The sequence below is a fragment of the Mucilaginibacter sp. P4_A11 genome (assembly GCF_056402535.1).
In genome coordinates, this window is the sequence record NZ_JBFUHE010000021.1 from 89,702 (window position 1) to 115,209 (window position 25,508).

The 25,508-nt window shown below is 42.4% G+C and carries 22 protein-coding genes; 11 read left to right on the forward strand and 11 right to left on the reverse strand.

The annotated features are described in order from the left end of the window. Window positions 1-4: 4 nt before the first annotated feature. From AC1DUD_RS28340 to AC1DUD_RS28360, 5 genes are all read left to right on the forward strand, one after another. Window positions 5-2,611: a tetratricopeptide repeat-containing sensor histidine kinase gene (locus AC1DUD_RS28340; RefSeq protein WP_477380815.1), complete on the forward strand. Its 2,607-nt coding sequence runs from the start codon at window positions 5-7 to the stop codon at window positions 2,609-2,611. 613 nt (window positions 2,612-3,224) lie between these two features. Further along, entirely contained in the window at window positions 3,225-3,449 is a 225-nt protein-coding gene (locus tag AC1DUD_RS28345) for a hypothetical protein (protein ID WP_454801322.1), read from the forward strand. 9 nt (window positions 3,450-3,458) lie between these two features. Next, window positions 3,459-4,082 (forward strand): TetR/AcrR family transcriptional regulator, encoded by a 624-nt coding sequence (locus AC1DUD_RS28350; protein ID WP_477380817.1) that lies wholly within the window; start codon window positions 3,459-3,461, stop codon window positions 4,080-4,082. Between the two features lie 49 nt (window positions 4,083-4,131). Further along, window positions 4,132-4,938, forward strand: coding sequence for a class I SAM-dependent methyltransferase (locus AC1DUD_RS28355; RefSeq protein ID WP_477380819.1), 807 nt, complete (start codon window positions 4,132-4,134; stop codon window positions 4,936-4,938). A gap of 114 nt (window positions 4,939-5,052) precedes the next feature. Next, the gene (locus tag AC1DUD_RS28360; protein ID WP_477380821.1) at window positions 5,053-5,466 is read left to right on the forward strand and encodes a winged helix-turn-helix transcriptional regulator; all 414 of its coding nucleotides are present in this window, start codon (window positions 5,053-5,055) and stop codon (window positions 5,464-5,466) included. On the opposite strand, the gene AC1DUD_RS28365 is transcribed toward AC1DUD_RS28360, so the two are convergent. After that, window positions 5,456-8,032 (reverse strand): BamA/TamA family outer membrane protein, encoded by a 2,577-nt coding sequence (locus AC1DUD_RS28365; RefSeq protein WP_477380823.1) that lies wholly within the window; start codon window positions 8,030-8,032, stop codon window positions 5,456-5,458. The two genes, AC1DUD_RS28360 and AC1DUD_RS28365, sit on opposite strands and share 11 nt — an antisense overlap. A 3-nt stretch (window positions 8,033-8,035) precedes the next feature. Beyond that, entirely contained in the window at window positions 8,036-8,485 is a 450-nt protein-coding gene (locus AC1DUD_RS28370) for a DinB family protein (protein ID WP_477380825.1), read from the reverse strand. Window positions 8,486-8,943: 458 nt separating this feature from the next. Here AC1DUD_RS28370 and AC1DUD_RS28375 point away from each other — a divergent pair, with 458 nt between their 5' ends. From AC1DUD_RS28375 to AC1DUD_RS28395, 5 genes are all read left to right on the forward strand, one after another. Then, window positions 8,944-9,357, forward strand: a complete 414-nt coding sequence (locus tag AC1DUD_RS28375; RefSeq protein WP_454801328.1) for a DnaJ-like cysteine-rich domain-containing protein — start codon at window positions 8,944-8,946, stop codon at window positions 9,355-9,357. 75 nt (window positions 9,358-9,432) lie between these two features. Then, on the forward strand, window positions 9,433-9,948 hold the full coding sequence (locus AC1DUD_RS28380; RefSeq protein ID WP_454801330.1) for a DUF892 family protein: 516 nt from the start codon (window positions 9,433-9,435) through the stop codon (window positions 9,946-9,948). Window positions 9,949-10,247: 299 nt separating this feature from the next. Then, window positions 10,248-10,613, forward strand: coding sequence for a hypothetical protein (locus tag AC1DUD_RS28385; protein ID WP_477380828.1), 366 nt, complete (start codon window positions 10,248-10,250; stop codon window positions 10,611-10,613). A 96-nt stretch (window positions 10,614-10,709) separates the two neighbouring features. Continuing rightward, a complete protein-coding gene (locus AC1DUD_RS28390) occupies window positions 10,710-11,582 on the forward strand; it encodes an NmrA family NAD(P)-binding protein (RefSeq protein ID WP_477380830.1) in 873 nt (290 codons plus the stop codon). A gap of 66 nt (window positions 11,583-11,648) precedes the next feature. Then, window positions 11,649-12,524: an NmrA family NAD(P)-binding protein gene (locus AC1DUD_RS28395; RefSeq protein ID WP_454801333.1), complete on the forward strand. Its 876-nt coding sequence runs from the start codon at window positions 11,649-11,651 to the stop codon at window positions 12,522-12,524. A 205-nt stretch (window positions 12,525-12,729) separates the two neighbouring features. On the opposite strand, the gene AC1DUD_RS28400 is transcribed toward AC1DUD_RS28395, so the two are convergent. The 6 genes from AC1DUD_RS28400 to AC1DUD_RS28425 form a co-directional block, all read right to left on the reverse strand. Further along, entirely contained in the window at window positions 12,730-14,130 is a 1,401-nt protein-coding gene (locus AC1DUD_RS28400) for an MFS transporter (protein WP_477380833.1), read from the reverse strand. Between the two features lie 145 nt (window positions 14,131-14,275). After that, complete coding sequence (locus AC1DUD_RS28405; protein ID WP_477380836.1) at window positions 14,276-17,344, reverse strand: efflux RND transporter permease subunit; 3,069 nt, start codon at window positions 17,342-17,344, stop codon at window positions 14,276-14,278. Between the two features lie 7 nt (window positions 17,345-17,351). After that, the gene (locus AC1DUD_RS28410; RefSeq protein ID WP_477380838.1) at window positions 17,352-18,407 is read right to left on the reverse strand and encodes an efflux RND transporter periplasmic adaptor subunit; all 1,056 of its coding nucleotides are present in this window, start codon (window positions 18,405-18,407) and stop codon (window positions 17,352-17,354) included. An 11-nt stretch (window positions 18,408-18,418) separates the two neighbouring features. Then, window positions 18,419-19,762 carry a TolC family protein gene (locus tag AC1DUD_RS28415; RefSeq protein ID WP_477380840.1) on the reverse strand — a complete coding sequence of 448 codons (1,344 nt, stop codon included), beginning with the start codon at window positions 19,760-19,762 and terminating at the stop codon, window positions 18,419-18,421. Between the two features lie 331 nt (window positions 19,763-20,093). Further along, window positions 20,094-21,641, reverse strand: coding sequence for a DHA2 family efflux MFS transporter permease subunit (locus tag AC1DUD_RS28420; RefSeq protein ID WP_477380842.1), 1,548 nt, complete (start codon window positions 21,639-21,641; stop codon window positions 20,094-20,096). 102 nt (window positions 21,642-21,743) lie between these two features. Further along, window positions 21,744-22,346: a TetR/AcrR family transcriptional regulator gene (locus AC1DUD_RS28425; RefSeq protein WP_454801340.1), complete on the reverse strand. Its 603-nt coding sequence runs from the start codon at window positions 22,344-22,346 to the stop codon at window positions 21,744-21,746. 324 nt (window positions 22,347-22,670) lie between these two features. Between AC1DUD_RS28425 and lpdA the strand changes: the two genes are divergently transcribed. After that, window positions 22,671-24,077 carry a dihydrolipoyl dehydrogenase gene (gene lpdA / locus AC1DUD_RS28430; RefSeq protein ID WP_477380844.1) on the forward strand — a complete coding sequence of 469 codons (1,407 nt, stop codon included), beginning with the start codon at window positions 22,671-22,673 and terminating at the stop codon, window positions 24,075-24,077. Between the two features lie 64 nt (window positions 24,078-24,141). On the opposite strand, the gene AC1DUD_RS28435 is transcribed toward lpdA, so the two are convergent. The 3 genes from AC1DUD_RS28435 to AC1DUD_RS28445 form a co-directional block, all read right to left on the reverse strand. After that, entirely contained in the window at window positions 24,142-24,570 is a 429-nt protein-coding gene (locus AC1DUD_RS28435) for a winged helix-turn-helix transcriptional regulator (RefSeq protein ID WP_454801342.1), read from the reverse strand. A gap of 215 nt (window positions 24,571-24,785) precedes the next feature. Next, the gene (locus AC1DUD_RS28440; protein ID WP_454801343.1) at window positions 24,786-25,016 is read right to left on the reverse strand and encodes a hypothetical protein; all 231 of its coding nucleotides are present in this window, start codon (window positions 25,014-25,016) and stop codon (window positions 24,786-24,788) included. A gap of 52 nt (window positions 25,017-25,068) precedes the next feature. Beyond that, the gene (locus AC1DUD_RS28445) at window positions 25,069-25,329 is read right to left on the reverse strand and encodes a PH domain-containing protein (RefSeq protein WP_477380847.1); all 261 of its coding nucleotides are present in this window, start codon (window positions 25,327-25,329) and stop codon (window positions 25,069-25,071) included. Between the last annotated feature and the right edge of the window lie 179 nt (window positions 25,330-25,508).

Consider the following 25,508-nt stretch of genomic DNA (forward strand, 5'->3'; position numbering starts at 1 on the left):
CATAATGGGTAAAAGTAAAAAAATAGCTTTAATCTTCGTTTTAGAATTGCTTGTGTGGCAGACTTTCACATCAAGAGTGCGAGCCATGTCTTTAAGTAATATTGCCATACAACAGCGCTATTCAGATACCATTCATATTAAATCATTGCTTCGGTTAGGCCAACAATATATTGAACGCCCCGGTTCTCAAAAACGTGACCTTGACAGTAGTTTAGTATTCATTAAACAGGCAATGCAACAAGCCATTGCACTCCATTCTGACAAATGGCGACTAGAGGTGTTGAAATGGATGGGAGACAGCTATCTGGAAGGGAATAATTGGGAGGCTGGAAAAACGTGTTTTATGGAGGTTGTGAATTACTACAGGTCGAGAAAAGATCACGTTAATGAGCAGGCTACCTGGGATAGGTTCACGCGATGCATACCCATTGATAAGCCCAGATTCCAGGCAGAATTGATTAAGTTGTGTCAGCAGGATACTAATAAGGTCAGGTTGATGTTAAGGCTAGGCCAATCATACATTGAACGCCCGGGCTCAGACCCAAAAGACCTAGACAGCGGCGCTTACTTTATCCGACAAGCGAAAACATTATCCAGCGCATTGCACGCAGACTACTGGCGAATGGAAGCTCTAAAGTGGTTAGGCGATTTTTATCTGGAAGGAGGAAATTGGCAGCAGGGAAGGTCGAGTTTTATGGAAGTCGTGAACTATTACGAAAAGAAACAGGACAGGCCCAACGTTTTAAGAACATTGATCAGATTTTCCCAGTGTTTACCGTACAGGCCAGAAACAGGGACAATAAAAGAGGAAATCTATAAAAACCTGATTCAGAATTACAAGGCAGTCGGTGATCGGAACAATGCCATGGATATGCTTAAAGAATTAGCCTATATACACCTGACCGCCGGCCGGTTAAGCCTGGCTGAAAATGAAATGTCGGAAGTACTTTCAGTGTATAAGGCTATAAAATATCCTAAAATTTACGAAATCTATAATCTCATATCTATGCTCCATCGTCAAAAGGGCAATATCGATAAAGAATTATACTATGACCTTGAAGCACTCAAAAATGCGGAAGCCTCAGGTGATACCCTGAATGCCGTTCAATTTTATTTTAACCTGGGGCAATTTTATAAAGACCAGCAAATGAATCGCCAGTCCTTATACTATTTCAGGCGTACTTTGAATTGCATGCGTACCCTGAAAAATTTTGATCAGTATGATATGCTCACTGCACATTGTGCGGTGATATTAATACATATGGATCAACCCAAACAAGCATTGAGCTTTATTATCAGATCGTTTAGTTTGTCACCACCTGATGGTGCTTTTAAAAGGTATGCGCAATCGACTGCATTTGGTCTTTGTTTCGACAAACTAAAACAATACAAAAAGGCTGAAGCTGAGTACCTGGAAATGCTAAAGCAGGTAACGGAACTTTACGAACACGGGAAGGTGACACCCGAAGACTATTTTTTAAAGTATAAGATTGTATTATCATTTTATGTTAATTCCGGCCAGTACAGCAAGGCGCCCCCCTATCTGAAGAAAGTTTTGGCAGCTCCTCCCGGAGTTCTTAATCCTTCTGTTCTGCCGCAAGTACATCTTATGGAGTACAAGGTGGACTCTGCAGCCGGCAGAATAGCCGCAGCGTTAAAACATTATATACTTTATAAAGCACTGGAAGACTCTCTCTTTACTAAAGATAGAGTCAAGGAAATTCAAGACATTAATATTAAGTACCAGACCGCTCAAAAGCAAAAGGATCTTGAACTGTTACAGGCGACAGACAAGTTAAATCAGCAAGCATTATCAGAGGCGATAAGATCCAGGAAATTTTATGTATCCGGACTAATAATGTCATTAATGATTATCGGATTTGTGTACAACCGGTATCTTATAAAACAAAAAAACAATCAGAAACTAAAAATAAAACAGACGGAGATCCTGACAAAAAATATCGCTCTTGAGCGTTTATTAAAAGATAATGAATGGCTGTTAAAAGAAATTCACCACCGGGTAAAGAATAATTTGCAGATCGTAATGAGTTTATTAAACTCCCAATCCACTTACCTTCATGATGAAGAAGCGCTAAATGCCAATATTGACAGTCAAACCCGAATACAGGCAATGTCGCTTATTCATCAAAAACTATACAGGGATAATAACATGACCAGTATTTATATGCCTGATTACATCAACGAACTGGTAGACTATTTGAAAGAAACTTATAAAACGAAACACCATGTGATCTTTGACAAGCAAGTAGTTGCAGTGCATTTGGATGTTCAACAAGCAATACCAATTGGTTTGATACTTAATGAAGCGATTACCAATTCCATCAAATATGCGTTCAAAGACCATTCAGATGCCATAATTTCAGTTGGTCTAAATGTGGCCGGAGAAAATGAAATCATCTTGATCGTTTCCGACAATGGTATTGGCCTTCCAGCGGAATTTGATGCCCTTAACTCCCATTCATTTGGTATGACCATGATGAAGGGCTTGACAGAGGACCTGGAAGGCTTGTTTGAACTTAGCAGCTTGGGCGGAACAAAAATAAAGATAACCTTTACCTTAAAAGATAACCACCCTTACCGCGCAGTTTAGGTAATAGCAGAGCCTATGTCGGTTCAACGGCAGTTTCAAAAAAGCTTAAGGCCCACTGATTCATCGTCCACCCTGATAGCTATTACCTCAATTGATGACATTTTTAACCTGAAAAATGATGAGTCAAAATCACGATGTCATGATCGCTCAATTGAAATATAGGCTATATAATTCCCTTTGCCGGAGTTCTCCCGGTTGGAGATAAAACCTTTCATTTTCGCGTTTCCTATCCAGTATGGTTTCCCACCAAGTATGCCTTATTATCAGGCTTATTCCGTTTAATCGTTTGAATTCAAATTGTCATTACACCATATGGATGTAAACCCGTTATGTCGAAAATTTTCGGTTGAATTACGACATCACATAATATGTCATCAGCATAATAATTACAACTTACTATATTTCAAATAGTTAAAAAATGGTATTGTTATAGCAGTTTAAGTTCCGCCCGGGCTGCTGTAAAAAGAACAGCAACTATTTTTATACACTATTAATACATGGCCACGCAAAATGAAGATTGTCATAGAAATAACAAATTAAACAACCACTTGTTATTTGCAACTGGTTTTTGTTTACATTTGGTGTATCAAATAATCAATTAAAATAAATGACTATGAAAGTTAATGATTACATCGACCATTTTGAACCAGGCATAAAACTTATTCCGGCTTACACTGCCGTTAGAGATAATGGTCAAGAAAGGCAAATTAGCATCGAAGCTGAAGACTGGCAAGCACAGTATGATCAATACCAACAGGCTATCAGAAGCGGCCGAACTGATCATCCCAGTGTTTCACTTACGTTATCAGAAGCAGCGATACTTGATTTCAGCGCATAGACTTTTATCATGGAAAGCGAAATTGACACACCTAAAAACGGCTTATTGCTAAGGCGGCGAAACAACGACGATCGAATGCGTAAAAATATCATCGATGCCGCTATGAACATTTGCCTTAGAGAGGGTTGGCAAGCTATGAGCATGAGAAAAATCAGCTTGAAGATACACGCTACAGCACCGGTGATTTACCAGTATTTCCATAATAAGGAAGCTTTAACGACAGAGTTATCCGCCATTGGTTTTAGACGTTTGCAACAAATGATGGTAACGGCACAAACGGATGCAAAGGATGCTGAGCATAAACTTAGAGAAATCGGACTGGCTTACTGGATCTTTACAATAAAGTACACACCGTTATTCCAATTGATGTTTGGCATCGGCGTCAATGCCAGTACAACGATATCGCCTAATATGGCAATTCAATCCTTGATCGAACCTATTGGTAAAATAATGAGTTTCCTGCCTCAAAACTATAAAGCAAATGAGCCTGCATTATTTAAAAAGGCCTATTTATTATGGGCATTCATTCACGGTTTGGCCTCTTTGAGAATAACTAACAACTCTTTAACTGAAAACGAATACGTGTCGATACTTACAGACAATATCGTACTATTCAGCAGTATAAATAACTAAATAACTTTATCACCCAACCAAAACGATTTAAATTTTAAAAAATCATCTCATGAAACAAGACGTAACAACATTTAAAGGATCGGTTCCTCAAAACTATGAAGACTACCTCGGACCATTTTTATTCGAGGGCTTTGCGCAAGATCTGGCGGCAAGAATAAGCGGCGCGGAGATTAACCGGGTACTTGAGTTAGCAAGCGGAACGGGAAGGTTGACCCGTCAATTATTGCATACACTGCCGGCAACTACACAGATTATTGCAAGCGACTTGAATCCAGACATGCTGGAAGTTGCCAAATCGAAAATAGAAGGTAATAACCTCGCCTGGGAAACGGTCGACATGCTGAACATTCCTTATGCTGACGAATCTTTCGACATGATCGTTTGCCAGTTCGGGGTTATGTTGGTTCCTGACCCTGAACGCGCGTTGCGGGAAATATACCGAGTATTAAAAAAGGGTGGTAAATTGATCTTTAGTGTTTGGGGCGACCTTAACGAAAACGGAATCTGGAAAATCGGCGCTGACACGATCAAAGCATTCCTGGGAATCGACCCGATCAGGCAGTCACCAGGACCTTTCTCCATGCAGAATGACCAGCAGGTTTTAAACCTGATGGAAAACATCGGCTTTAAGGACGCTGCAGTACAAGGCGTTCGGTTAACAGGAGAAATCAGTCAGGCCATACTTGCGGCAAAAGGATTTATTCAGGGCTTACCGGTATATATGATCATTAATCAGCGTGACCCGTCCGCGATATCAAAAATAGAAGCTGCGCTAACGGAGGAACTAATCAAACAGTTGGGAGATGTGCCGATGCGTTCTCCACTTTATACCCTTGTCTTTGAAGCAACAAAATAACAACTAATGCCAAACAGTATTATCCGTACTGTTTGGTATTTATGTCCACTTGAACATAAATTATCCCTAATAAGTAATAAAATGGCGATTTTTTACAAAATTTAAATAAATGAGATGGAAAATCACAGGTCGTTTTCTCCTGTAAACCTTACCGTGGAGGCTATAGGTGATAAGTGGGCTTTATTAATTCTGAGGGATGTCATTTTTGAGAATAAACAATATTTTAAGGAATTACTCTCCTCAGCAGAAAGAGTGGCCTCCAACATACTTTCCAAACGGCTTCTTAAGCTGGAAGCAGATGGTCTTCTTATAAAACAGATAAACCCGGCAAATAAATATAAAACCCGCTACCGGCTAACTCAAAAAAGCATAGACCTGCTGCCGCTTATAGTTGAATCCATGGCTTGGAGTCTGAAATATGAGCCTGTAGACACAGATCGCTACCGATCGGCTGTCCAGATCGCGCTCAATGAAGATGCACGTGAAGAATTACGAAAGCAGTTGATCAAAGACCACCTTACATCCTGAAGTTTAAGGCGATGTAGGGGTACCAGCCTTCGCTGGAGTGCCCGGCCAGAAACTGCACTACTGTTAACCCTGCCGGCGCAAAGTAGATGCCGCCACCCGTACCGAGATGCCAGGTGCTGGATTGCTCTTTACTTACCCAGACACGTCCCGTATCAAAAAAGCCCGTCAATCCGATTTGGCCCGGTACAATGTAGCTGGCAATATCTCCAATTTTAACTCTCATTTGCAGATTATTATATAACATATTTTGTCCGGAGAAACGGTTCTGCAGATAACCCAGCAGGTTTCCCTGCCCGCCTAAGAATAAAGATTGGTAGAATGCCGGTTTCCCGATAGTAAGGCCTCCGCCGATTCTATCAGATAAAACCACACTTCCATTGCCGTTAAGTTTTTGGTAGATAGTAAATTCCGGCAAAATCTGAACGAACGATTTGGCATACGAATCCAGTCCGAAATATTCCTGAACCTTTAGGGAAAACTGGTATCCCCCGGTAGGCAAAACTTTGTTGCTCCGTTTGTCAGATTCCAATTTTAACGTAACTCCAAGATGTGCTTTATTCCGGTTAACTGAAACACTGTCATAATTATGGATCAGGTTTGGCTCATTAATAAACCGCCCAATATTAGCATCCGGATCAGTATGATATTGCTGAAAAGACGGCCCGGCGGTGAAAGTTGTACCCAGGCCCAATTTCCAGCGAAATCCTGCATCGAACTGATACAGATCAAATCTCGCACGATAAAACCTGTGGAAGTCCCCGTCTTTATTTAGGATCGTATTATTACCTCTTCCAAAGAAATTCATGGTATTGTCCGGTGCCTGAAGCAAGGCCTGAAGAACCAGGTCAGTCTTTCCAATTACCTGCAACCATTCTCCATCATATTTTACCCGAAAAGCTTCCGTACTGAATGAATGAGTGATCATCAATGATTGACGGGTGGAATAAGGAACTTTACGAAATCCGTCAACGCCGGTGTACCGAACACCCAACCCCAGCAGAAATCCGTCATCTGCATTACCGCCGGCATTTACTAATGGCATCCAGATATTATATAAATTAGTAGGTATAAACTTTCCTGCTGCATTATTTTTTTGAGTCAGATCGCGCATTTTGTGATGTGGATCAATCAAATTTATAGACTCGTGCAGGCCATACAGGCGAAGTGGAACCGGGGAGTGCTTTATCTCAAAGGACTTTTTACCTGTACTGTCGACAAAACGTACCTTAACAGGCGAGTTTTTGTTGTCAACGACAATCTGGTCATCTCCACCGCGAGTATATATTCTCAATTCACTGGTTGTATCAGGGTCAAAAACCCGATCCATCAATAAGCCGGAAAATTGCCCGGATGCTGTTATGCCCTGTATTTTGACCCGTAAAGCCTTGTCAGGGGTGCTGGTTAAGGTTATTTGCTCACGGGCATCAGTAGCTTGAATGTCTACGATGCGATTGATGAAGAGGTAATAACGGGACATCGCCGCGGCAATGTTACCCCTGCGTTTTTTTAATTTCTCCATCAGCATATCATGTCTTAAGCGATAATCCTCAACGGGAAGGCGTTTTAATGCAGCCTCGAAAACGTTATCGGTTTCGGACTGTACGAATTCATCAACTATACGGGTCCAGTCGTTGTAGGATAATTGCGGATCTGAAAAGTTCTTTAAAAACCTAGTTTTGAACATAGAATATTTAACACTCGGTATCTCCCCATCAAAATTTTCCAAAACCGGATCCAGCCAGGGAAGGGATGCAATGGAAGGAAACACACCCTGGGTCACATGAAAAACCTGGTCTCGATCACGGGGCACGGCGACATATTCTTTTCCCGCGGATGTTTTGTTGACTTTCCAGCGCCACTGGTCTTCATGCCTGTCCCAGTCTCCAAGCAATAAATCCAGCATTCGGGCGCGGAGAAAAAGCTCGGCATCCAGGCGATTCTTATGGTCTCTTTTAAGGTCGTCAACCATTTTCTGGGAATTTTCGGAAGGGCCTGCGGGCTCGCGCTGTTCCAATAAACAAACCATCCCTTTAAATACCTTATTGTATTTGCCAAGGATAGTATCTGCTGCAACGACACCAATGACAGGGTCGGCGTGCGGAACCTTCGCTGCCTGAGCCAGCGGGGGGACTATTAATGCAGAAAAAGGGTGTTGGCCGCTCAATTCATCATCAATCCAGTCTACCACGAATGTCCCCTGAAAATTATCAGGAAGTAATTTTTCAGGAGTCTTTTCCACGCTTCGCAATACCCATTCCTTACCGGCAGGGTCTCTTAAACGCAAAGTTTTGGATTCCATACCGCCGCCTTCACGAATGGGCTTTAATCCGCCGAAGAGTTCAGAAAGCCGGATTACCGGGAGTTTTACCGGCATTGCCCAATCTTTCCGGTAGTTTTCGCCAAAAAGTATCCTGTGAATTTTTCCGACATCATTGTATTTTGAATGAACGCGTACAGTGATACTATCTCGCAGCGTCGGAAACGGTTGGACGGAATCAACCTGGCCAGACACTTTTTGCAGGCTGGCTATTAGCAATATCAAAAGACAATTTTTAATGAATTTCATAGCTTATACAATTAAGGATAAGTGTGCCGTCGCTTTTAAAAGCTCCTCGACGCGTAAATAGTGGTAATCTTCGTGGAAGAGCAAAAATTCTAACGAACTGGCCATAGTGCCCGAACTACCTGCGGTGCCCAACAATGCGTTGCTTTTCTGTTCATAGACAGCAACTGAATGAAGCAATTCATATCTGATCGCTAGAATAGCAGGCTGATCAAAAACAAACGATGGTCTGGTGCCCCTGGCGAAAAGATCAAGATCGATCCCATGATCGGGCGCTGAGAACCCGTGCTCACGTTCAAGCCGGCGATCACTGACCGTTAAGACATGTCCCATATTCCATATCACGTTATTATTGAAGCCTAGGGGAACAAAGTTGTACTGATCGGGGGTTAACCCGGATGTGATGTCCAGGAGCCTTAATCTTTTCAGTCGTAGATTATCAAAGTATTTATTCATGATCTTAGGTTGTCATTAAATTTGATGTAGGTGAAAACTATTGAGTTACCAGCTAACTAATCCTGTATTAACGGCATAGTTCGGATTACACATCACCTGAGCATCGTATATATAGTGCCTAATTACATGCCACTCTTTACATATTTAATTTTCAACACTTTACGAAAGTACACCCGCTTTAACATGACGATATTTCGTATATCGGCAAATGCACATTCGGAATTTTCTTAACGAAGGCTCATACCACCTATAAAGCCGCTTTCCAATTAGATTGCATAAGGAAGCGGTAACTCATGTTAATTCGTTTTACAAATTGACTATTAACGATATATAGCAATTCAATTACGAGCGAATAAACATTACACTATTGATTTACAGACAAATAACGCTTGGCATCAGATTGGCAATAATTGCTGCATAGCGTGTTGAGTAACACTGCTTATTTATTAATCTAAATCATGATCGAAGAGTCAAAGAAAGAATTGCCGGTCTGGCCCGCTTTTTTACAGGCCAAATGTCCGCGTTGCCGTCAGGGAAACATGTTCTCCAACAGTATGTATGGTTTTCACGGACAGCATATGAATACAGCATGCCCTCGTTGTAACCTTATTTTTGAGGTGGAGCCCGGGTACTTTTATGTTGCTATGCTATTAAGCTATGCCTTTAATGTTGCTGAAATGGTTACCATCGCAGTTGCTGTTTCCATTCTGTCGGGAAGTGCGAATCCCTGGCTTTACACAAGTATTATATTAACCGTTGCAATTATACTTTCTCCATTTAATTTCCGGTATTCAAGGGTTGTTTTATTATTTTGGTTAACGCCCGGAATACATTACGTGCCCGGTTCTGGTACAGACAGAATTGAACGTTAAACCGCGGATGAAGATGTTTTTATGAAATAGTCATTTTAACTGCTAAAGTGCTTTTAAGCATATAATCCAAAACCTATGGAAAACGAATTTGGACAATCATCTTCGGGTTCTTTAAATGACCCTGAATCGCATTCTTTTTTAATAAATCATCTTAACAGAATTTATTGTGTTAAGGCTCATTTATACGAACGCCTGCCTGATGTTTACGCACATGTACCAAATGATCTGGATAGCCTTATAGCTGAAGCTTTAGTTAAAATAAAGCAACAGCTAACCGGAATAGATCGAATATTTTCCTTACTCAACAGCAAATATGAATTTGAACATTGCGAAAGCTTAATTTGCCTGATCGAGGATCTTTTTTGTTCGATTCATCGTTATCGAGATAATTCTTCCATTCGTGCTTTGTCTCTCCTTTTTTATCTCGAAAATATTAAAAGCATAGAATTTGCATCCATTCATATACTGAGGTCGGTTGCAGATCTATGTGGCAGAAAAGAGATCAAACAGCTATTATTAGAACACTTCAAAGATGCCAGGAAAGATCTGATTCTTTTAACGCACCTTTCGGCGACCTACTTAGGCGCTTAACTGCTAACAACGACTAAGTAAATGCAATTGTCCCGGCCTATAAATGCTGAAGTTGCAAATAGAGAGCAGGCTAACAATTGCTTTTTATCTGAAGCGGGCATTGGAATGTAATGCATTTAGAAATGGTTGATACAAAACGTTCTTTTACGAAATATAGTAGTAAAAATCTTAACCACTACTCGTATTTAACTAAATGTCAAGACATTATACGGTGGCATCAACCTTGTCTTATTAGGTAAGATGAGAATCCGGCAAATTGACCACCGGAATGCTATCTACTTACGACCATTAAACTCAATATGAAAAACGAATCAAACAGTACAGTAGCGGTAAAATTACCGGATCTGACAATTGCAACCTCTAAGATCCTTGCGATCGGATCATTCAATGCGAAAGGGATGGATATGCAGGCTCGGATACCAGTTATGATTAAAGAAGTCCCGGCAACGCTTCGTCTTTATTTGACGGGCGCGATAGAGCTGTGGTGGGTAAAACCAGATATCAGCGGTGCTGTATTCGTCATGAATGTAAAAACTATTGCCGAAGCCCACGAGTTACTGGAGAAACTGCCCTTGGGAGTAGCTGGGATGATGGACTTCCAGTTTGTTGAACTCGCGCCGATCAGTCCCCTTCGTTTTTTATTGACAGATGAAGCAGAAGATTAGCATTATCAAATAACAAATGCCTGAAGAGAACAGAACCTACAGGGCATTCCGGAATTTTCTTCACTTACGTTATAATTAAGACCAATATAAAAAATCATGGAAAATAAAGTATTAATTACAGGAGCCACAGGCGCTACGGGAAGCAGCGCTATTAATCAGTTACTTGAATATGGTGTCCCGGTGCGGGCATTGGTTCACAAGATTGATGAGCGCTCAGATGCGCTCGAAGCCCAGGGCGTAGAGATCGTGGCCGGAGACCTGACCGATTTTAATGCAGTTAGTGCGGCCATGAAAGGGATATCCAAAGCTTATTTTGTATATCCTGTACAGTCGGCCGGCTTATTAGAAGCAAGTGCCTATTTCGCGCAGGCTGCAGCGGAAGAAAAGTTAAGCCTGATCGTAAACATGTCCCAGCGGACAGCGAGGCGCGGTACCGCCAGCCATGCTGCACAAGGCCATTGGATAGCAGAACGCCTATTCGACCGTTCGGGAGTTCCTGTTACCCATTTGCAGCCAACATTATTCCAGGAATGGCTTTTATATTTTGCAGCTGATATTAAGACAAATAACCGGATACTTTCCGGGCTGGGTGATGCCCGTTACGGCGCAATAGCGGGCGAAGATATCGGGCGCGTTGTTGCCTCCATTCTGGCAAAGCCGGAAGGCCACGCAGGAAAAACCTATCCGCTATTCGGACCCGTAGAACTTACACAATCACAGATTGCCGAAATACTATCAGAAGTATTGGAAAGAAAGATTACCTACGTTCCCTTAGAGATAGCAGCTTTTGCCGATGTCTTAACAGCAAATGGTTTTATTCCCTACACTGTCCAGCACCTTTCTGCAATAGCACAGGATTTCCGTGACGGAATTTTGGAAGGTTTGAATAACAATGTCGAAGAGATCACCGGCCGCAAACCGATACCTATCATTGATTTTATCCGCAAGAACCGCAGCTCATTCGAGTAAGCAAGGTTGTGCTATAAAATCCCTATTTATTAAATATGCGCTTAAAGTGAATTAGAAATTTGTATCATGGAAAAAAAAGTTTTAATAACCGGCGCCACAGGTGTTACCGGTAGACATGCGATCGGGAACCTGCTCAAATCAGGCATTCCGGTGCGCGCACTGGTTCACCAGATTGACGATCGTTCCAAAGAGCTCGAATCAAAGGGGGTGGAAGTTGTAGAAGGAGATCTGTCAGATTTCAACCGGCTTAGTGAGGTCCTGCGTGATGTTCGTGCAGCTTATTATCTGTATCCTGTTCAGGTGCCGGGCATTGTAGAATCGACTGCTTACTTTGCACAGGCCGCATTGGAACAAGGCGTTGAGGCAATCGTCAATATGTCTCAGGCGCCCGCGAGACGGGCTTCCGTTAGTCATGCCGCGCAAAATCACTGGATAGCTGAAAATGTTTTTGACAGGTCAGGCGTTCCCGTCACACACTTGAAACCCACCTTGTTCGCAGAATGGCTCTTATATTCAGCACGTTCTATAAAGACGCAGAGTGCAATATCGTATCCATTCGGTGACATTGCTTACGCACCGATAACCGGTGAAGATCAGGGACGGGTAATTGCAGCGATTTTAGCTGATCCGAAACCCCACGCAGGGAAAAGTTATCAACTGTTCGGTCTGGAAGAATTAACTCAATACGAAATTGCAGATATGGTATCGGAGGTAATCGGAAGAAAAATCACTTACTATCCAGTAGACATCCCAGCATTTGAGCCTACTGTAAGAACAGCCCTGATGGGGAACGATTATTTTACGCAACACATTTTGGCAATTTCACAGGATGTGTTGGACGGCTATTTTTCCGGCACTAATCATAATGTAGAGGAGATCACTGGAAAGAAACCTATAAGTATGATGGATTTTATTATCAAAAACAAATCGGTATTAATCTAAAGAAACCTGCGTATGTTCTCAATAAGATGAGGATTAAAACGAAAATGTCTATGTCATTTGACAAAAAGGCGAAGCATTTACCTGCTTCGCCTTTTATATTCATCTCCGGGATAAACTTATCAACAGCACATGGTTATAGCAGATGCTTAAACGCTTCTGCGGCTCTCGGGTCTATTTGAACAGCTGTTCACGTCCGTTAATTCGTTTAATCATGAACATTTTCGGCTCCGGGCCGGCTGTTTGGCAGCAGAAAAAGCATTATAGAGACTAAAAGAAGGCAAATAATAAACGCAGCTATTGCCCAGCCAAATGCAATCTGCAGGCCTTGAGGAGTATAATAAAAGAATACTCCGCCTATAATACTTACACCTAAGGCAGAAGCCGTTTGCTGAAATGTGGAATAAACACCGGCTGCGGCACCGGTAAAATCGGGAGGAACATTTTGTAATGCCAGGTTAAGTAATGAAGGCAGGACTAAGCCGTTGCCAAGACCGTAAATGCCCAAAAATAAAAAAACCATCCAGCCATCGACGCCTGGTCTGAAATAGATGCTTTGCAATATAAAACTCGTCAATAATATGACTATCCCCACCTGTAATACGCGCTTACCAAAATAAACGATCAACCTAGAGGCCAATACCGATGACATTGTAAATAATGTGCCCAATGGTATAAAATAAATCCCGCATTCCAAAGCTGAGATACCCAACCCATTCTGGATGTACACTGCAATGATCAATAAAAAAGAGGTGTGCATCATAAAATGAAACAAAACGGCTATCAGGCCTATATTGAAGTCTCTAATCCGGAATAACCCCATGTCAATTAGCGGGTTGGTATTTCGTTTTAATTTTTGTTTCTGGTCATATATAAAATACATGAAGAGCAATAACGAAAATATGATGAGGCTTATACTCCATAATGGCCACCCTGCTTCACGTCCTTCGATCAATGGATAAATCAGGGCAAAAAGTGCCAATGTCAAAATCAAAACGCCGGCATAGTCAAAGCGACCTGATTTATTGCCGGGTGTTTCTTCCAAATACTTGTTTCCGGCCCATAAGGTTGTGACGCCGATCGGAAGATTAATGAGAAAGATAAGCCGCCAACCTTCAATCGCCCAGTGCGTGTCTGAAAAATAGCCGCCGAGTATTTGACCTGCAATAGAAGCCACGCCCAATGTGATACCAAATAAACCGAACGCTTTCGCCCTTTCACCAGGTGTTGTGAACAATATCTGAATATAAGCGATCGCTTGCGGAACCATAAATGATGCGCTTATACCCTGAAAGAAACGCATAAAATTCAATTGGAATGCTGACATGGATAAAGCGCAAAGACATGAGGTTACGGTGAAGAACAACATCCCCCAGAAAAAGACCTTTTTCTTACCAAAATGATCACCGGCGCGTGCTCCGGTAATCAAGAAAGCTGCATAGCCCATCAGGTATCCGGCAATGACCAACTGGACTTCGGCATCCGTTGCATGCACCCCTATTTTAATGGCTGGAATGGCTACGTTAATAATAAATACATCAATTACCGATAGCAGCGGGGCGGCCAGGACGATAGTAAGTTCAAGCCATTTGTTTTTAGGAGAATCCATAAGATACTTTTAATCTATTATAATCAAATATTCGCCTATGCACAGTGCGCGCAATTCAAAAACGCAACATCCTCCTGTGGCACAGTTTTAAAAAGAGGTGATTAACCGGCAACGCTGATTAATCACCCTGCTATAACCGATGGTATCAGCTATTTGGTTCCTCCCTGTTGTTAACTTCAATTGACGGGGGTATCAGTTTATACATCACCGGTGTTAGAATTCTTGATAACAGGGTTGATGTAATTAGCCCGCCAATTAAAACAACAGCCAATGGCGATATGTTAGGGTTTGGGTTAAGCGCTATAGGGATTAATCCGAAGATCGCTGTCAGGGAGGTAAGCACTACTGGCAGGAACCTGGTTTCGCCGGCATGTATGATCGCTTCTTCAAGCGGCATACCTTCCTTACGGAGCTGGTTAGTAAAATCAACCAACAATAGCGAGTTTTTTACTTCGATGCCAGACAAGCCAATAAACCCGATGATCGTTACAATCCCCATGTGGTTCCCGGTCAGGTAAAGGAGTACGATGCCACCGACAAGACCAAGTGGAATAACAGATAGCACAATAAGGATTCCCCTGAAATTTTTAAACTGCAGGATGAGTACGGCTACGAACAGGAAAGAGCTCATGATAATAACGGAAATAAAGTTGCCACCGAGAGAATCGCCCTGAGATTCGGCTTCGCCTGAAAGTTTATAGTAATACCCCTCCGGCATTTTGAGCGCCTCAATCTTTGGCACCACATCTTTCAATATATTGTTAGCTAGAACGCCTTCCCTCGTAAAAGCATTTACCTTGGCAAACCGGCTTTTATTAAAGTGATTGATCGCTGTAGGTGATGTTTCAAAATTGACAGCAGCGATCTGACTAAGCGCAACGGGTGTTCCTTTTGAGGAATTAACGAACAAATTATGAAAAGCGTCGATTGTAGCAAATTTTTGGAATGGAGCATTGATCACCACCCTCCGGTTATCACCTTTTTCGTCGGTATACTGGGCAACTTCCAGACCTGCAACGGCCAGTCTGACGGTCCTATCTACGTCCCCGGTCTGAATCCCGAGCGATCTCGCTTTATCTCTGTTAACAGACACCCGTATGTCGGTATTATAAACGTTCAATTCGTTGTTGACATAGGTTGCTCCGGGATTTGCGCGCAGTATTTTTTCCACCCGGAAAGAGATTGCCCGAATGGAGTCGAGATTATCCCCAAAGATTCTGATAGATAAGGGTGCCTCAATTGGCGGTCCCTGCTCAAAATCTTTGACTTCTACTTTAGCATAGGGAAAATCCGTGAGTTTTTTACGAAGGCGTTCGATTAAAAGTAATTTTTCCGATGGCCTCGCTTCATCATCCATTTGAACCAGGATCTGGGCAAAATCCGAAAGCTCGTCCTGCTGACGGATGTTATAGTAGATCTGCGGGTTACCCTTACCGACGTTACTTGTAAAGTATTTAATTTCCGGATAGGTTTTTAATACTGCTTCAACTTTCCGGGTGATCCGGTCACTTTCGGAAAGATTGGTCTGCAGCGGCATATTCAGGTTTACCAGGAACATGGCTTTTTCGGAAGCCGGAAATAGTTTAAAGCCTACAAGGGGGAATAATGCGATTGCCGACACGCTGATTCCCAGCGCTATTAAAGCAGTCAAGACCGGCCTGTGCAGTGCGTGGGTCATAATCCCACCGTAAAAATTAATAAACTTTTGAAGCACCCTTAAAAACACGTTGCCATGTTCATGCTTAGGTTTTAAAAGGATGCGGGAGGCTAAAAATGGGACCAGCGTCAGCGCCACGATCAGTGAAGCAAATACGCTGGACATAATAGCGATGGGCAAACTCCGGACGAACTCACCCGCTTTGTCCGGTAAAAACGCCAAAGGCAGGAAGGCAACGATAAGGGTTGCGGTACAGCCCAATACTGCTTCACCAATCTGTGCGGTACCTTTTAAAACTGCCTCGGATCGGGAATGGCCCTCTCTCAGCCATCTTTCGATGTTTTCCACTACAACAATGCTATCATCAACCAGTAATCCAAGTGCCACAACCAGGCCGACGATGCTCAGCTGGTTGAGCGAATAACCGAACGCATTAAGTATAATCAGTCCTAAAGCCAAACTAACAGGTATCGTTATCATCACAATAATCGAGGAACGGGTTCCAAGTGGAAGCAGAGTGACCAGCACCAACAGGATCGCAATGGCAAAGTCAATTCCTAATTTATTAAGGCGGTTTGATACCATCTTACCCTGGTCGAAATTTTTGACCATTTTAATGTTCAGGGGAAGTGTCTTCTCATATGCTGATAGAACCGGCAAGTATTTTTTTTCAACGCTGGCAATATTCAGGTTTTCCTTCATGGCCGCACTTACCAAAACGCAGCGCAAGCCATTCAGCCGTGTATAATGTACTTCTACTTCATTCTTATAACCAACTTCGGCAATATCTTTCAGATAGGTGATTTTACCATCATTGCTGTAAACTACGGTATTGGCAACGTCGTCCGCATCCCTGTATTTTCCGCTGGTTTTAACGTTGAAGGATTTAACTCCCATATTCAAATTTCCACCGGAAATGTCAGCGCCTTCGCTCTGCATACTTCCTGTAACTGCGGCGATCGGGATTTTTAACCTGGCGATTTTATCCAGTTGGAGATCAACCCGGATTTCTTGTTCCGGAACGCCGTAATAGTACACATTCTTCAGCTCAGTGATCTTTTCCAAACGCGTTTTCAGCTCATCAGCGTAATTGCGGATAACTTTTGCAGAAGCATTTTGCGAAACCAACGCGATCTGCAACACATTTACATCACTGGAATTGACCTTTTTAACCTGTATGGAATAGATATCTTTGGGCAGCTCGGTACCTTTCAGCGCATTTACTTCAGTAGACAGCTCCTGGTATTTATTTTCGACATCGACTCCATATTTAAAATCGATAGTTAACACGGCCAGCCCGTTTTTTATGGTCGTCAGGATTTTGGCAATGTTGTCCAGCTGGTAGATCTTTTTTTCGAGGGGCTTAACCACGGTTTCTTCCATTTCTTTTGGACTGATTCCCGGGTAAATGACGGTAACGACATAAGAGGGCGGATGAAGCGCCGGGTCCTCTGCACGTGGCATTGTAAAAAGTGTTGCTAATCCAACAGCCGCAACCATAGCAAACATGATCAGCGTAAACTGGTAATTTTTTACCGCGTAATTGGTGATTTTCATATCTGGCTTATTTTATGATTTTGATCTGAGACTGCTCATTTAAAAAAGCACTGTTGGATATGATAATTTTTTGGATGTTTTCTAATCCACTTTTAACATAAACATCCTTGTTGTTAAATCTCTCGATAATGATCGGTATCCGTTTAACACGGCCATTACTCGTTACGGTAAACACGAAGGCCTTATTTCCGTCTGCCTCAATCAGTGCGTCGTAAGGAATAAGTGTGCTTGTTGTTTGTTCTTTTACAGCAATTATGGCTTTACCAAACATGCCTATAGCCGGTTTGTAATTCTTTGCTTGCAACTTCAGTTCAATTTGAAAAGCACCGTCACCATTACCAGCAATCTGAGATTTCCGGAAAACATTCGCCTTCAGCGTATCGCCCGGATAACCGTCCAATGTAACCTGGGCCTGCTGCCCCATCGCGATCATTACCCATTCCTTGTCCGTCACACCCACCTTCAGCAAATACTCGTTATTGCCATCTGTCTGATTGATTTCAAGAACCGGAGAACCAGGCGCTATGACTTCCCCTACATTGCCGATTTTTTTGCTCACAAAACCATCGCTAGTGGCATAAATCTTGGAATATTGCGCATTGAACGCGACAGCGTCACGGGAGCGAATGGCCAGGTCTAACCTGGTTTTAGCATCCTGCATCTGCTCCAGGGTGTTTACGCTATCTTTGTAAAGATTAACCGTACGGTCATAATCTCTTTTGGCTTTATCGACGTTTAACCGGGCCTGATCAAGCCCTGCACCAATTTCCGTGTTATTTAAGGTTGCCAGCAACTTACCTTTCTTAAAGAACTGACCTTCTTCCACTAAGACAGATGCGATGATTCCGCCGATCTTAAAGGCGTATTTTGCTTCATTTTCAGTAGAGACCAAGCCGGTGGCTGAAATTTCAGCGCTGCTTTTTATAGAAGTAATGTCAACAACTGTTACTGGTATCAGGTCGGTGTTAATAGACTTTTCCAGGTCTTTGGATTTATGCTTGCAGGCGGTTAGCGACAATAAGAAGCTCAGCAAGAACATCGGGGTTAAGTATGATTTCATCATGTATATTTTAATTAATTTAAGTTGAAGCTTGCCGTTGCACGTTCGATATCTGCATACCTGATCCAGGCATCGAAAAGGGCGTTATTGGCGTCTAATTGTGCGTTAATCAACTGGTTTTGGGCATCCAGTAATTCAATATAAATGGCTTCGCCCGCTTTGTAAAGCCGAAGTTCATCCCGGTAATAAAGATCCGCTGTTTTCAGTTGGGATTGCGCAGCATCATATTGCGCGACAGTACTTTGAAAATCGTTTTTTGCAACATTCAGCTGATTTCTTAGTTGCGTTTCGACGTAGGCGCTCTCTGCAAGCAAACTTCGGTGTGCGGATTCAGCCTGTTTACGTTTATAGGAGTATCTCCCTGAACCAAAGAGGTTCCATTCGAGCGATAAACCGAAGAGGTAATACCTGCTATCGCCGTTAAACTTAAAATCAAAAGCCTGGGATCCGACGTCCAAGAAAGTGTTTATTTTAGGGATATTATACGCCCTGGCCAATCCTTCCACGTTTGTGTTAATTGCAATCGCCTGTCTGATCTTTGAGAGTTCTTCACGACGGTTAACAGATGTGTCCGACGATTCCCTACCCGGCAGGATTGTATTGGGTTCCAGCTGAACGCTGTCGGTTAAAGGCTTATTGATTAAAAAATTGAAATAAGAACGGGCCGATTTTTTATTTTGCTCGGCAGTGATCAACTGGGCGGTGATCCTGGCTATTTCATTTTCACTCCGGATGACTGCAGTTCTATTGGCTTTGTCATTTTTGTAGAGCGCCTTATTAATCCGGTTATTTTCTTTAACCAGCTTTAATGAATTCCCGTATATGCTGATGGCATTTTCTGCTTTAGCCAACTGATAGTATGCTTTTTTGATATCCTTAACAAGTTCCCGTTTATAGAGCAATATTTCCGTTCTCTGCAGGCCAACCTGCTGGTTTTTGATTCGTTTATTATAAATAAGTTCTGCATTGAGTAAAGGGAGACTGGTGCGAACTTTGGCGTCATAAAAATTATCCGGGTTAAGCTGAATCCGCTGATTGGGTATTTGTGGAAAATTGCTTGCTCCGGTTAAGGTGTTTAGGGTCGCGTACGCTTTGTTTAAAAGATCACCTGCCGGAACATCTATCGTACGCCCGCCGTCTGCTTTCGTGTAGGAAGCATTGAAAGCCACATTTGGCAGGAACAGGCTTTTAGCTTCTTTCAAGGCATATATATTCCGTTCTAAAACAAAGTTTTGTTCCTGGATGCTTTGGTTACTGCTCAGCCCTTGCCTGATATATTCATCCAGCATGGTCTGTGAGAATGATGGCTGAGTAATGATCATCAGCCCCGCTATAATAAAATTGTAATATATCTTCATCGTGTTTGATAATTGATCACGTAACTAACCGGAATTTTTATGCTCATACATACAGCAGCACAAGTGTTCTTCAAGAGCGGAGTATATCGTTGCTTTATAATTTACCTGATATTGTCGACTGAACTGCCCCTTTATGGTATTGGCAATCCAACAGCGGCGAAATTGATGCCACCGTATAAATAATTAAGAACCAGTTACTTATTAAAATACTTAGTGAGAAACTTTACTTTATCTCGCAAATCAACCGGTCCTGAGATGAAACCCAAGCTTCTCAGGCGGGTACTACTTCGGTAGCAATCTGCTGCTTCACAAATAGTACCGGGTATTTATTTTAGTGATCCGAGATTATTTGTCCGGGAACCGGCTTTTTAGCTTTCAGCACAAATAATAACAGCGGCAGGGCGAGCACAAAAAGCGATCCGATCAGCATATAACTGTCCAGGTAGCTCATTAGTGTAGATTGCTTGACAATGGTCATATCCAGCAACTTCATTGCCTTAAGCTTTGCATCCTGCAGGCCTATTCCGTGCTTAAGAAAGTTAGCCGTATAACCGTTGAGCCTTTCAGTCACCCGGGGGTTGGTTGCGGTAATATTCGTGATCAGGTCAACCCTGTGTGAGGCTATGCGTTGAAAAGAGTAAGTATTTATGATAGAGATGCCGAACGACCCTCCCAGCTGCCGCATCATATTATTTAATGCAGCACCCTGGGGCACATCTTTTGGTTCCAGGGATGATATGGCTAATGCTGTTAAAGGAACGGTTAGGAAAGCGAGACCTAAGGCACGGAATACGAGGGTAAAAGTTATTTCTGATGCGGGCGATTCTAATGTAATCTGCGCCATCCGCCAATTGAAATAGATAAAACAAAAGAAACCAACTGCAATAATGGCAACCGCCGGCACGCCGGACTGAAGTAATTTACCAGACATGATCAGCCCCACGATCGCTAAAAGAGCCCCTGGTAACAATAACAAACCAGTTTGCGATGGTGTAAAGCCTAACAAGCGTTGTGCAACTACCGGCGTTAGAAAAACAGAGGTAAATAATCCGATTCCTGTGACAAATGTCAGTACAGCAGCGATGCTTAACGTTTTGCTTTTCAGCACCCTGAGGTTTACCACAGGATAATCAATCTTGAGCTCCCAGATAACGAAAGCGACCAAAGATATAATGGCAATAACCGTAAACCAGATAATGTAACCAGTTTCAAACCAATCCTCTGTTTCTCCTCTTTCTAAAACGGTTTGTAAAGTGCTTACACCAATAGCTAGTAAGGCGATTCCGGTCCAGTCGATTCGCTTGACAACAACCTTGATTGGCGCTTCGGTCAGTAAAAAGAAGCAGGATACAGCTGCAAAAATGCCAATCGGGATATTGATATAAAATATCCACGGCCATGAAATATGTTCTGTAATAAATCCGCCTAAAGTCGGGCCTATCGTAGGGCCTAAAAATACACCTACGCCAAATAATGCGCTGGCTATACCCTGTTTTTCTTTAGGGAACAGTTCAAATACTACAGCTTGGGATACCGATAACAAAGCACCTCCGCCCAAGCCCTGCAAAAAGCGGAATAATACCAGGGTCCAAAGGCTTTCTGCCTGCCCGCACATGAGCGAACACAATGTGAACATGATAATTGAACCGATATAATAGTTCCGCCGCCCAAGTTTAGCGGTTAGGAAACTGGTCATGGGAATAATGATCACATTGGCAATGGCGTAAGAGGTAATAACCCAGGAAGTATCTTCCAGCGTCGCACCCAGGTTACCGCTCATGTAAGAGAGCGCAACATTAACAATAGAGGTATCTATTAATTCCATGATCGCAGCAAGGATCACAGTAAAGATGAGGAGTTTTCTTTGAAATGGAGTCATATTTTATACCAATCGGTATTTTAAAGTACGTGTGTCAATGATTATAAAACGTCAGGAAAAAGATAATTAAAATACCGATTGGTATATTATTAGTTAAAAAAATTAAATTCTCATTTGCCCGATAATAAGTGATGCCGTATGCATCACCTGATCAAGGTTGGCCTGGCTGTCAGTAACTTTGGAGATCATTACCCCGCCCTCAATCAGTGCAATAATTGAAAGTGCAATCCTGTTATGATCGGTGTCACTCTTAAATTCGCCAGCAGCAATGCCTTCTTTGATATATTCCTGCAGTCCTTTCTTCCACCGGTTAACTGCTTTTGCCGCTTTGTCTTTAAGCAAGCTATTGGTGTCATCAGCGTCGACTGCAGTGTTCAGCAGTGGGCATCCGCCTTTGGGAAAAGTACCTCTTGAGAAACGGTCGTAAACTTCAACATAGGCAATTAGCTTATCATGGTAATTTACGGCCTTATTTACCCGGTCCTGAATAGCCTTGCTTACTTTACTTAAATTATAGTCGAAAACAGCGAGGGCTACAGCTTCTTTATTTTCAAAATTTCCGTAAATGCTGCCTTTGGTTAGTTTAGTTGCTTCAGTGATGTCAGACATAGAAGTGCCCGCGAAACCCTTCATATTAAAGATGTCCGCCGTAGTCTCGATGATAAACTGCCTGGTACGCTCAGCTTTCGATAGGTTACTTTCCATTGTGCAAATATACCAATTGGTATTATATATTTTTAAAGAATCTCAGTTCCTGTGTCATTGTAAAGCAAAATTCGCTCGCATTTATATTACACAGCTCTCAAAGGAAACCCTATACAGTAATATTTATGTTGAATTGCGAAATATCGTGTCATGAACCACTATACTATTACAATAACTTAATTATAATCAGCCTATTGCAATCTGGCACTATTGTAGATCAATAACATAGAACAGTTGTCCAAGAGTAGTTTAATCAAATCATTACTGAAATATTGTCACAATGTACCGTTTGGTATATTTTTTGAATTTAGTCTTATAAAAATTATGGAAAATCAATATGATATCATCGTAATAGGATCGGGTCCCGGGGGATATACCGCGGCTATCCGCGCATCGCAACTGGGTTACAAGGTTGGGATCGTTGAGAAGTACAATACCCTGGGCGGGACCTGCACGAATGTCGGCTGTATACCCGCAAAGGCATTACTGGACAGCACAGAGCATTTTCACAAGGCGAAGACAGAATTTGAGCTTCACGGTATTGAACTGAATAACGGCTTAAACCTGAATTTTGAGCAATTTCTCAAACGCAAGGATGGCGTGGTAAAATCGAATGTTTCGGGCCTGAGCTACTTGATGAAGAAAAACAAGATCGATGTGCATACAGGACTGGGGAGTTTTATTGACAGCACGCACTTAAAGATAAGTAATGGAGGCAAGGAAACCGTGCTGGAAAGCAAATATTTCATCATCGCGACCGGGTCCAAACCAGCTTCTATTCCGGGAGTTACGATCGATAAAGACCGGATTATAACCTCTACGGAAGCATTATCACTACCAGCACAACCAAAATCCATGGTCATCATCGGCGGTGGCGTCATAGGAGTTGAAATGGCATCGGTTTTTGCACGGATCGGTACGGAGGTCACCATCATCGAATATACGGATACACTCATACCAACTATGGATCATGAACTGGGTAAAGCGCTCTTTAAGACTCTTTCAAAGCTGGGCATTAAGTCCTTATTAGGCAGTAAGGTTCAGTCTGCTTCCAACACAGGAAATAGCACAACGGTAAAATTTGAAGATCATGAAGGGAAGGCGCAGGAGATTACAGCTGAATACTGTCTCGTCGCAGTCGGCAGACGGGCTTATACAGATGGGCTGAACCTGCAGGCAATAGGCTTGGAAACAGAAAAAAACGGCAAGGTGAGGGTAGATGGTCAATTGCGGACCAACGTAGAGAACATATACGCTATCGGTGATGTTATCGCAGGCGCTATGCTGGCGCATAAAGCGGAGGATGAGGGGGTGTTTGTAACAGAGGTGATCAATGGACAAAAGCCGCATATTAATTACGACCTTATCCCCGGCGTAGTTTATACCTGGCCGGAAGTGGCGGCTGTAGGATCAACTGAAGAAGAATTGAAAGCTAAGGGAATTGCCTACAACAAAGGTAGTTTCCCTTATTCGGCGAGTGGCCGTGCGAGAGCGGCAAATGATACGGATGGCTTTGTAAAAGTGCTGGTATCACCGCAATATGGTGAGGTTTTGGGTGTCCATATTATTGGGCCGAGAGCTGCCGATGTGATCGCACAATCTGTAGTGGGTATGGAATACGAAGTCACTGCTGAGGATATGTATCGCATCAGCTACGCACACCCTACCTATTCTGAAGCATTGAAAGATGCCTACCTGATCGCCGCAGGCCAGGGAGCAATCAACATTTAATCAGAAGTAATGATAAAAATGCCGGTACGTGGATTATGATGCCGGCATTTTCATCGGGTACTATTTATTTACCGGGTTTCGCCGCAACATGCTGTTTGATGAGGCCCTGAGCCATGTCCTGCTGGAATTCTGGGGTGGCTGAGACCAGATCTACGGCCGGTTTATATTTTACACGGTCCACTGCTTCATATTTAACACTCCATTTCATAGCTTCGATCAGCATAGGCATTAAGTCAATGCTTTTTTCGGTCAGGCTGTAGGTGATCTTTTGTTTATGATCAGGATCAGCGGCTTTTGTTAATAAGCCTTCTCTTTCCAGCACGTTAATTCGATCTGTTAAAATATTAGAGGAAATATGTTCCTCCATTTGCAGGAGCTGCCTGAAATTACGCTTATTTTCAAACATCATATCGCGAAGGATAAGCAGACTCCACTTATCTCCAATGATTTCCACGATCAGATTCAGCGGACAGAACGACCTATGATTTTCCATAATTAATAATCTTTAAGATTAACTTGCACTTCCATTATTACTTAGCAAGCAGTTTTAATTAACAAGTGGTTGCAAATATACATATATTAATGGCTAATCCAAATCTTACTCAAGCAAAAAAGCCCCTGCATTATGTGCAGGGGCTTCAGTTTTAACTTTATATAATTTGCATCGCGGTCTTTACCAATTAAGATTCAGTGGGATTAAAAGATAAATTATCGGTGACCGTTGCTTCTTCCACGCATATATTCGCGGAACATCCATTCTTCATAGGAACGCCTCATCGCTTCACGTTTAGTACGAACGTTGTAACGCCATAAAAATATGCCCCAGATCCCGAAGGCAACCGCAAATCCAGGCCATGGATTATCCTTCATGCTTAATGCACCGCAAAAAGCGAAGAAAGACACCATACAGGTAAATATCAGGTGGATGAAATTTTTCATATGATTTCAATAATTAAATTTACTAATCCTGTTAGTAAATTCCAAGCAAATTTTAATTTATTTCATAGATATGATTGTCCTGCCTGGCCTGCTGTACCCGTTCCCTGATGATATCAATGATGTCTGATTCAGGGATGCCGAACATATCTACGGAATGATTTTCCGGGTCAGTCGTTTTCAGTGTGACATTCATTATTTTAAGAAGCTGCTGTAAGAAAGACTGCGTAATTACGTAATCTTTAATGCGGAACATCTCAACCAGATCGGAACGCTTGTTAAATATACTGGATAAAACACACCAAAATGACCCTATCCGGCCAGATCAAAAAGGTCCCCTTTGCCAGTTGAAAGTGACCACGTTCGCCAAAGCAAAGTGACCCCTCTTCGCCAGACGAAAGTGACCCCTCAAAAGAGATTAAAGTAATGTATTGATAGGTTTCTGTGGACAAGGTTTTTGTTTAGCTTTTTAGATAAACAAAACCAGCGAATACA

Bases quoted from the DNA above. Each gene is read 5' to 3' on its own strand.
- AC1DUD_RS28340 (WP_477380815.1), top strand. From the start codon at position 5: ATGGGTAAAAGTAAAAAAATAGCTTTAATCTTCGTTTTAGAATTGCTT.
- AC1DUD_RS28345 (WP_454801322.1), top strand. From the start codon at position 3,225: ATGAAAGTTAATGATTACATCGACCATTTTGAACCAGGCATAAAACTT.
- AC1DUD_RS28350 (WP_477380817.1), top strand. From the start codon at position 3,459: ATGGAAAGCGAAATTGACACACCTAAAAACGGCTTATTGCTAAGGCGG.
- AC1DUD_RS28355 (WP_477380819.1), top strand. From the start codon at position 4,132: ATGAAACAAGACGTAACAACATTTAAAGGATCGGTTCCTCAAAACTAT.
- AC1DUD_RS28360 (WP_477380821.1), top strand. From the start codon at position 5,053: ATGGAAAATCACAGGTCGTTTTCTCCTGTAAACCTTACCGTGGAGGCT.
- AC1DUD_RS28365 (WP_477380823.1), bottom strand. From the start codon at position 8,032: ATGAAATTCATTAAAAATTGTCTTTTGATATTGCTAATAGCCAGCCTG.
- AC1DUD_RS28370 (WP_477380825.1), bottom strand. From the start codon at position 8,485: ATGAATAAATACTTTGATAATCTACGACTGAAAAGATTAAGGCTCCTG.
- AC1DUD_RS28375 (WP_454801328.1), top strand. From the start codon at position 8,944: ATGATCGAAGAGTCAAAGAAAGAATTGCCGGTCTGGCCCGCTTTTTTA.
- AC1DUD_RS28380 (WP_454801330.1), top strand. From the start codon at position 9,433: ATGGAAAACGAATTTGGACAATCATCTTCGGGTTCTTTAAATGACCCT.
- AC1DUD_RS28385 (WP_477380828.1), top strand. From the start codon at position 10,248: ATGAAAAACGAATCAAACAGTACAGTAGCGGTAAAATTACCGGATCTG.
- AC1DUD_RS28390 (WP_477380830.1), top strand. From the start codon at position 10,710: ATGGAAAATAAAGTATTAATTACAGGAGCCACAGGCGCTACGGGAAGC.
- AC1DUD_RS28395 (WP_454801333.1), top strand. From the start codon at position 11,649: ATGGAAAAAAAAGTTTTAATAACCGGCGCCACAGGTGTTACCGGTAGA.
- AC1DUD_RS28400 (WP_477380833.1), bottom strand. From the start codon at position 14,130: ATGGATTCTCCTAAAAACAAATGGCTTGAACTTACTATCGTCCTGGCC.
- AC1DUD_RS28405 (WP_477380836.1), bottom strand. From the start codon at position 17,344: ATGAAAATCACCAATTACGCGGTAAAAAATTACCAGTTTACGCTGATC.
- AC1DUD_RS28410 (WP_477380838.1), bottom strand. From the start codon at position 18,407: ATGATGAAATCATACTTAACCCCGATGTTCTTGCTGAGCTTCTTATTG.
- AC1DUD_RS28415 (WP_477380840.1), bottom strand. From the start codon at position 19,762: ATGAAGATATATTACAATTTTATTATAGCGGGGCTGATGATCATTACT.
- AC1DUD_RS28420 (WP_477380842.1), bottom strand. From the start codon at position 21,641: ATGACTCCATTTCAAAGAAAACTCCTCATCTTTACTGTGATCCTTGCT.
- AC1DUD_RS28425 (WP_454801340.1), bottom strand. From the start codon at position 22,346: ATGGAAAGTAACCTATCGAAAGCTGAGCGTACCAGGCAGTTTATCATC.
- lpdA (WP_477380844.1), top strand. From the start codon at position 22,671: ATGGAAAATCAATATGATATCATCGTAATAGGATCGGGTCCCGGGGGA.
- AC1DUD_RS28435 (WP_454801342.1), bottom strand. From the start codon at position 24,570: ATGGAAAATCATAGGTCGTTCTGTCCGCTGAATCTGATCGTGGAAATC.
- AC1DUD_RS28440 (WP_454801343.1), bottom strand. From the start codon at position 25,016: ATGAAAAATTTCATCCACCTGATATTTACCTGTATGGTGTCTTTCTTC.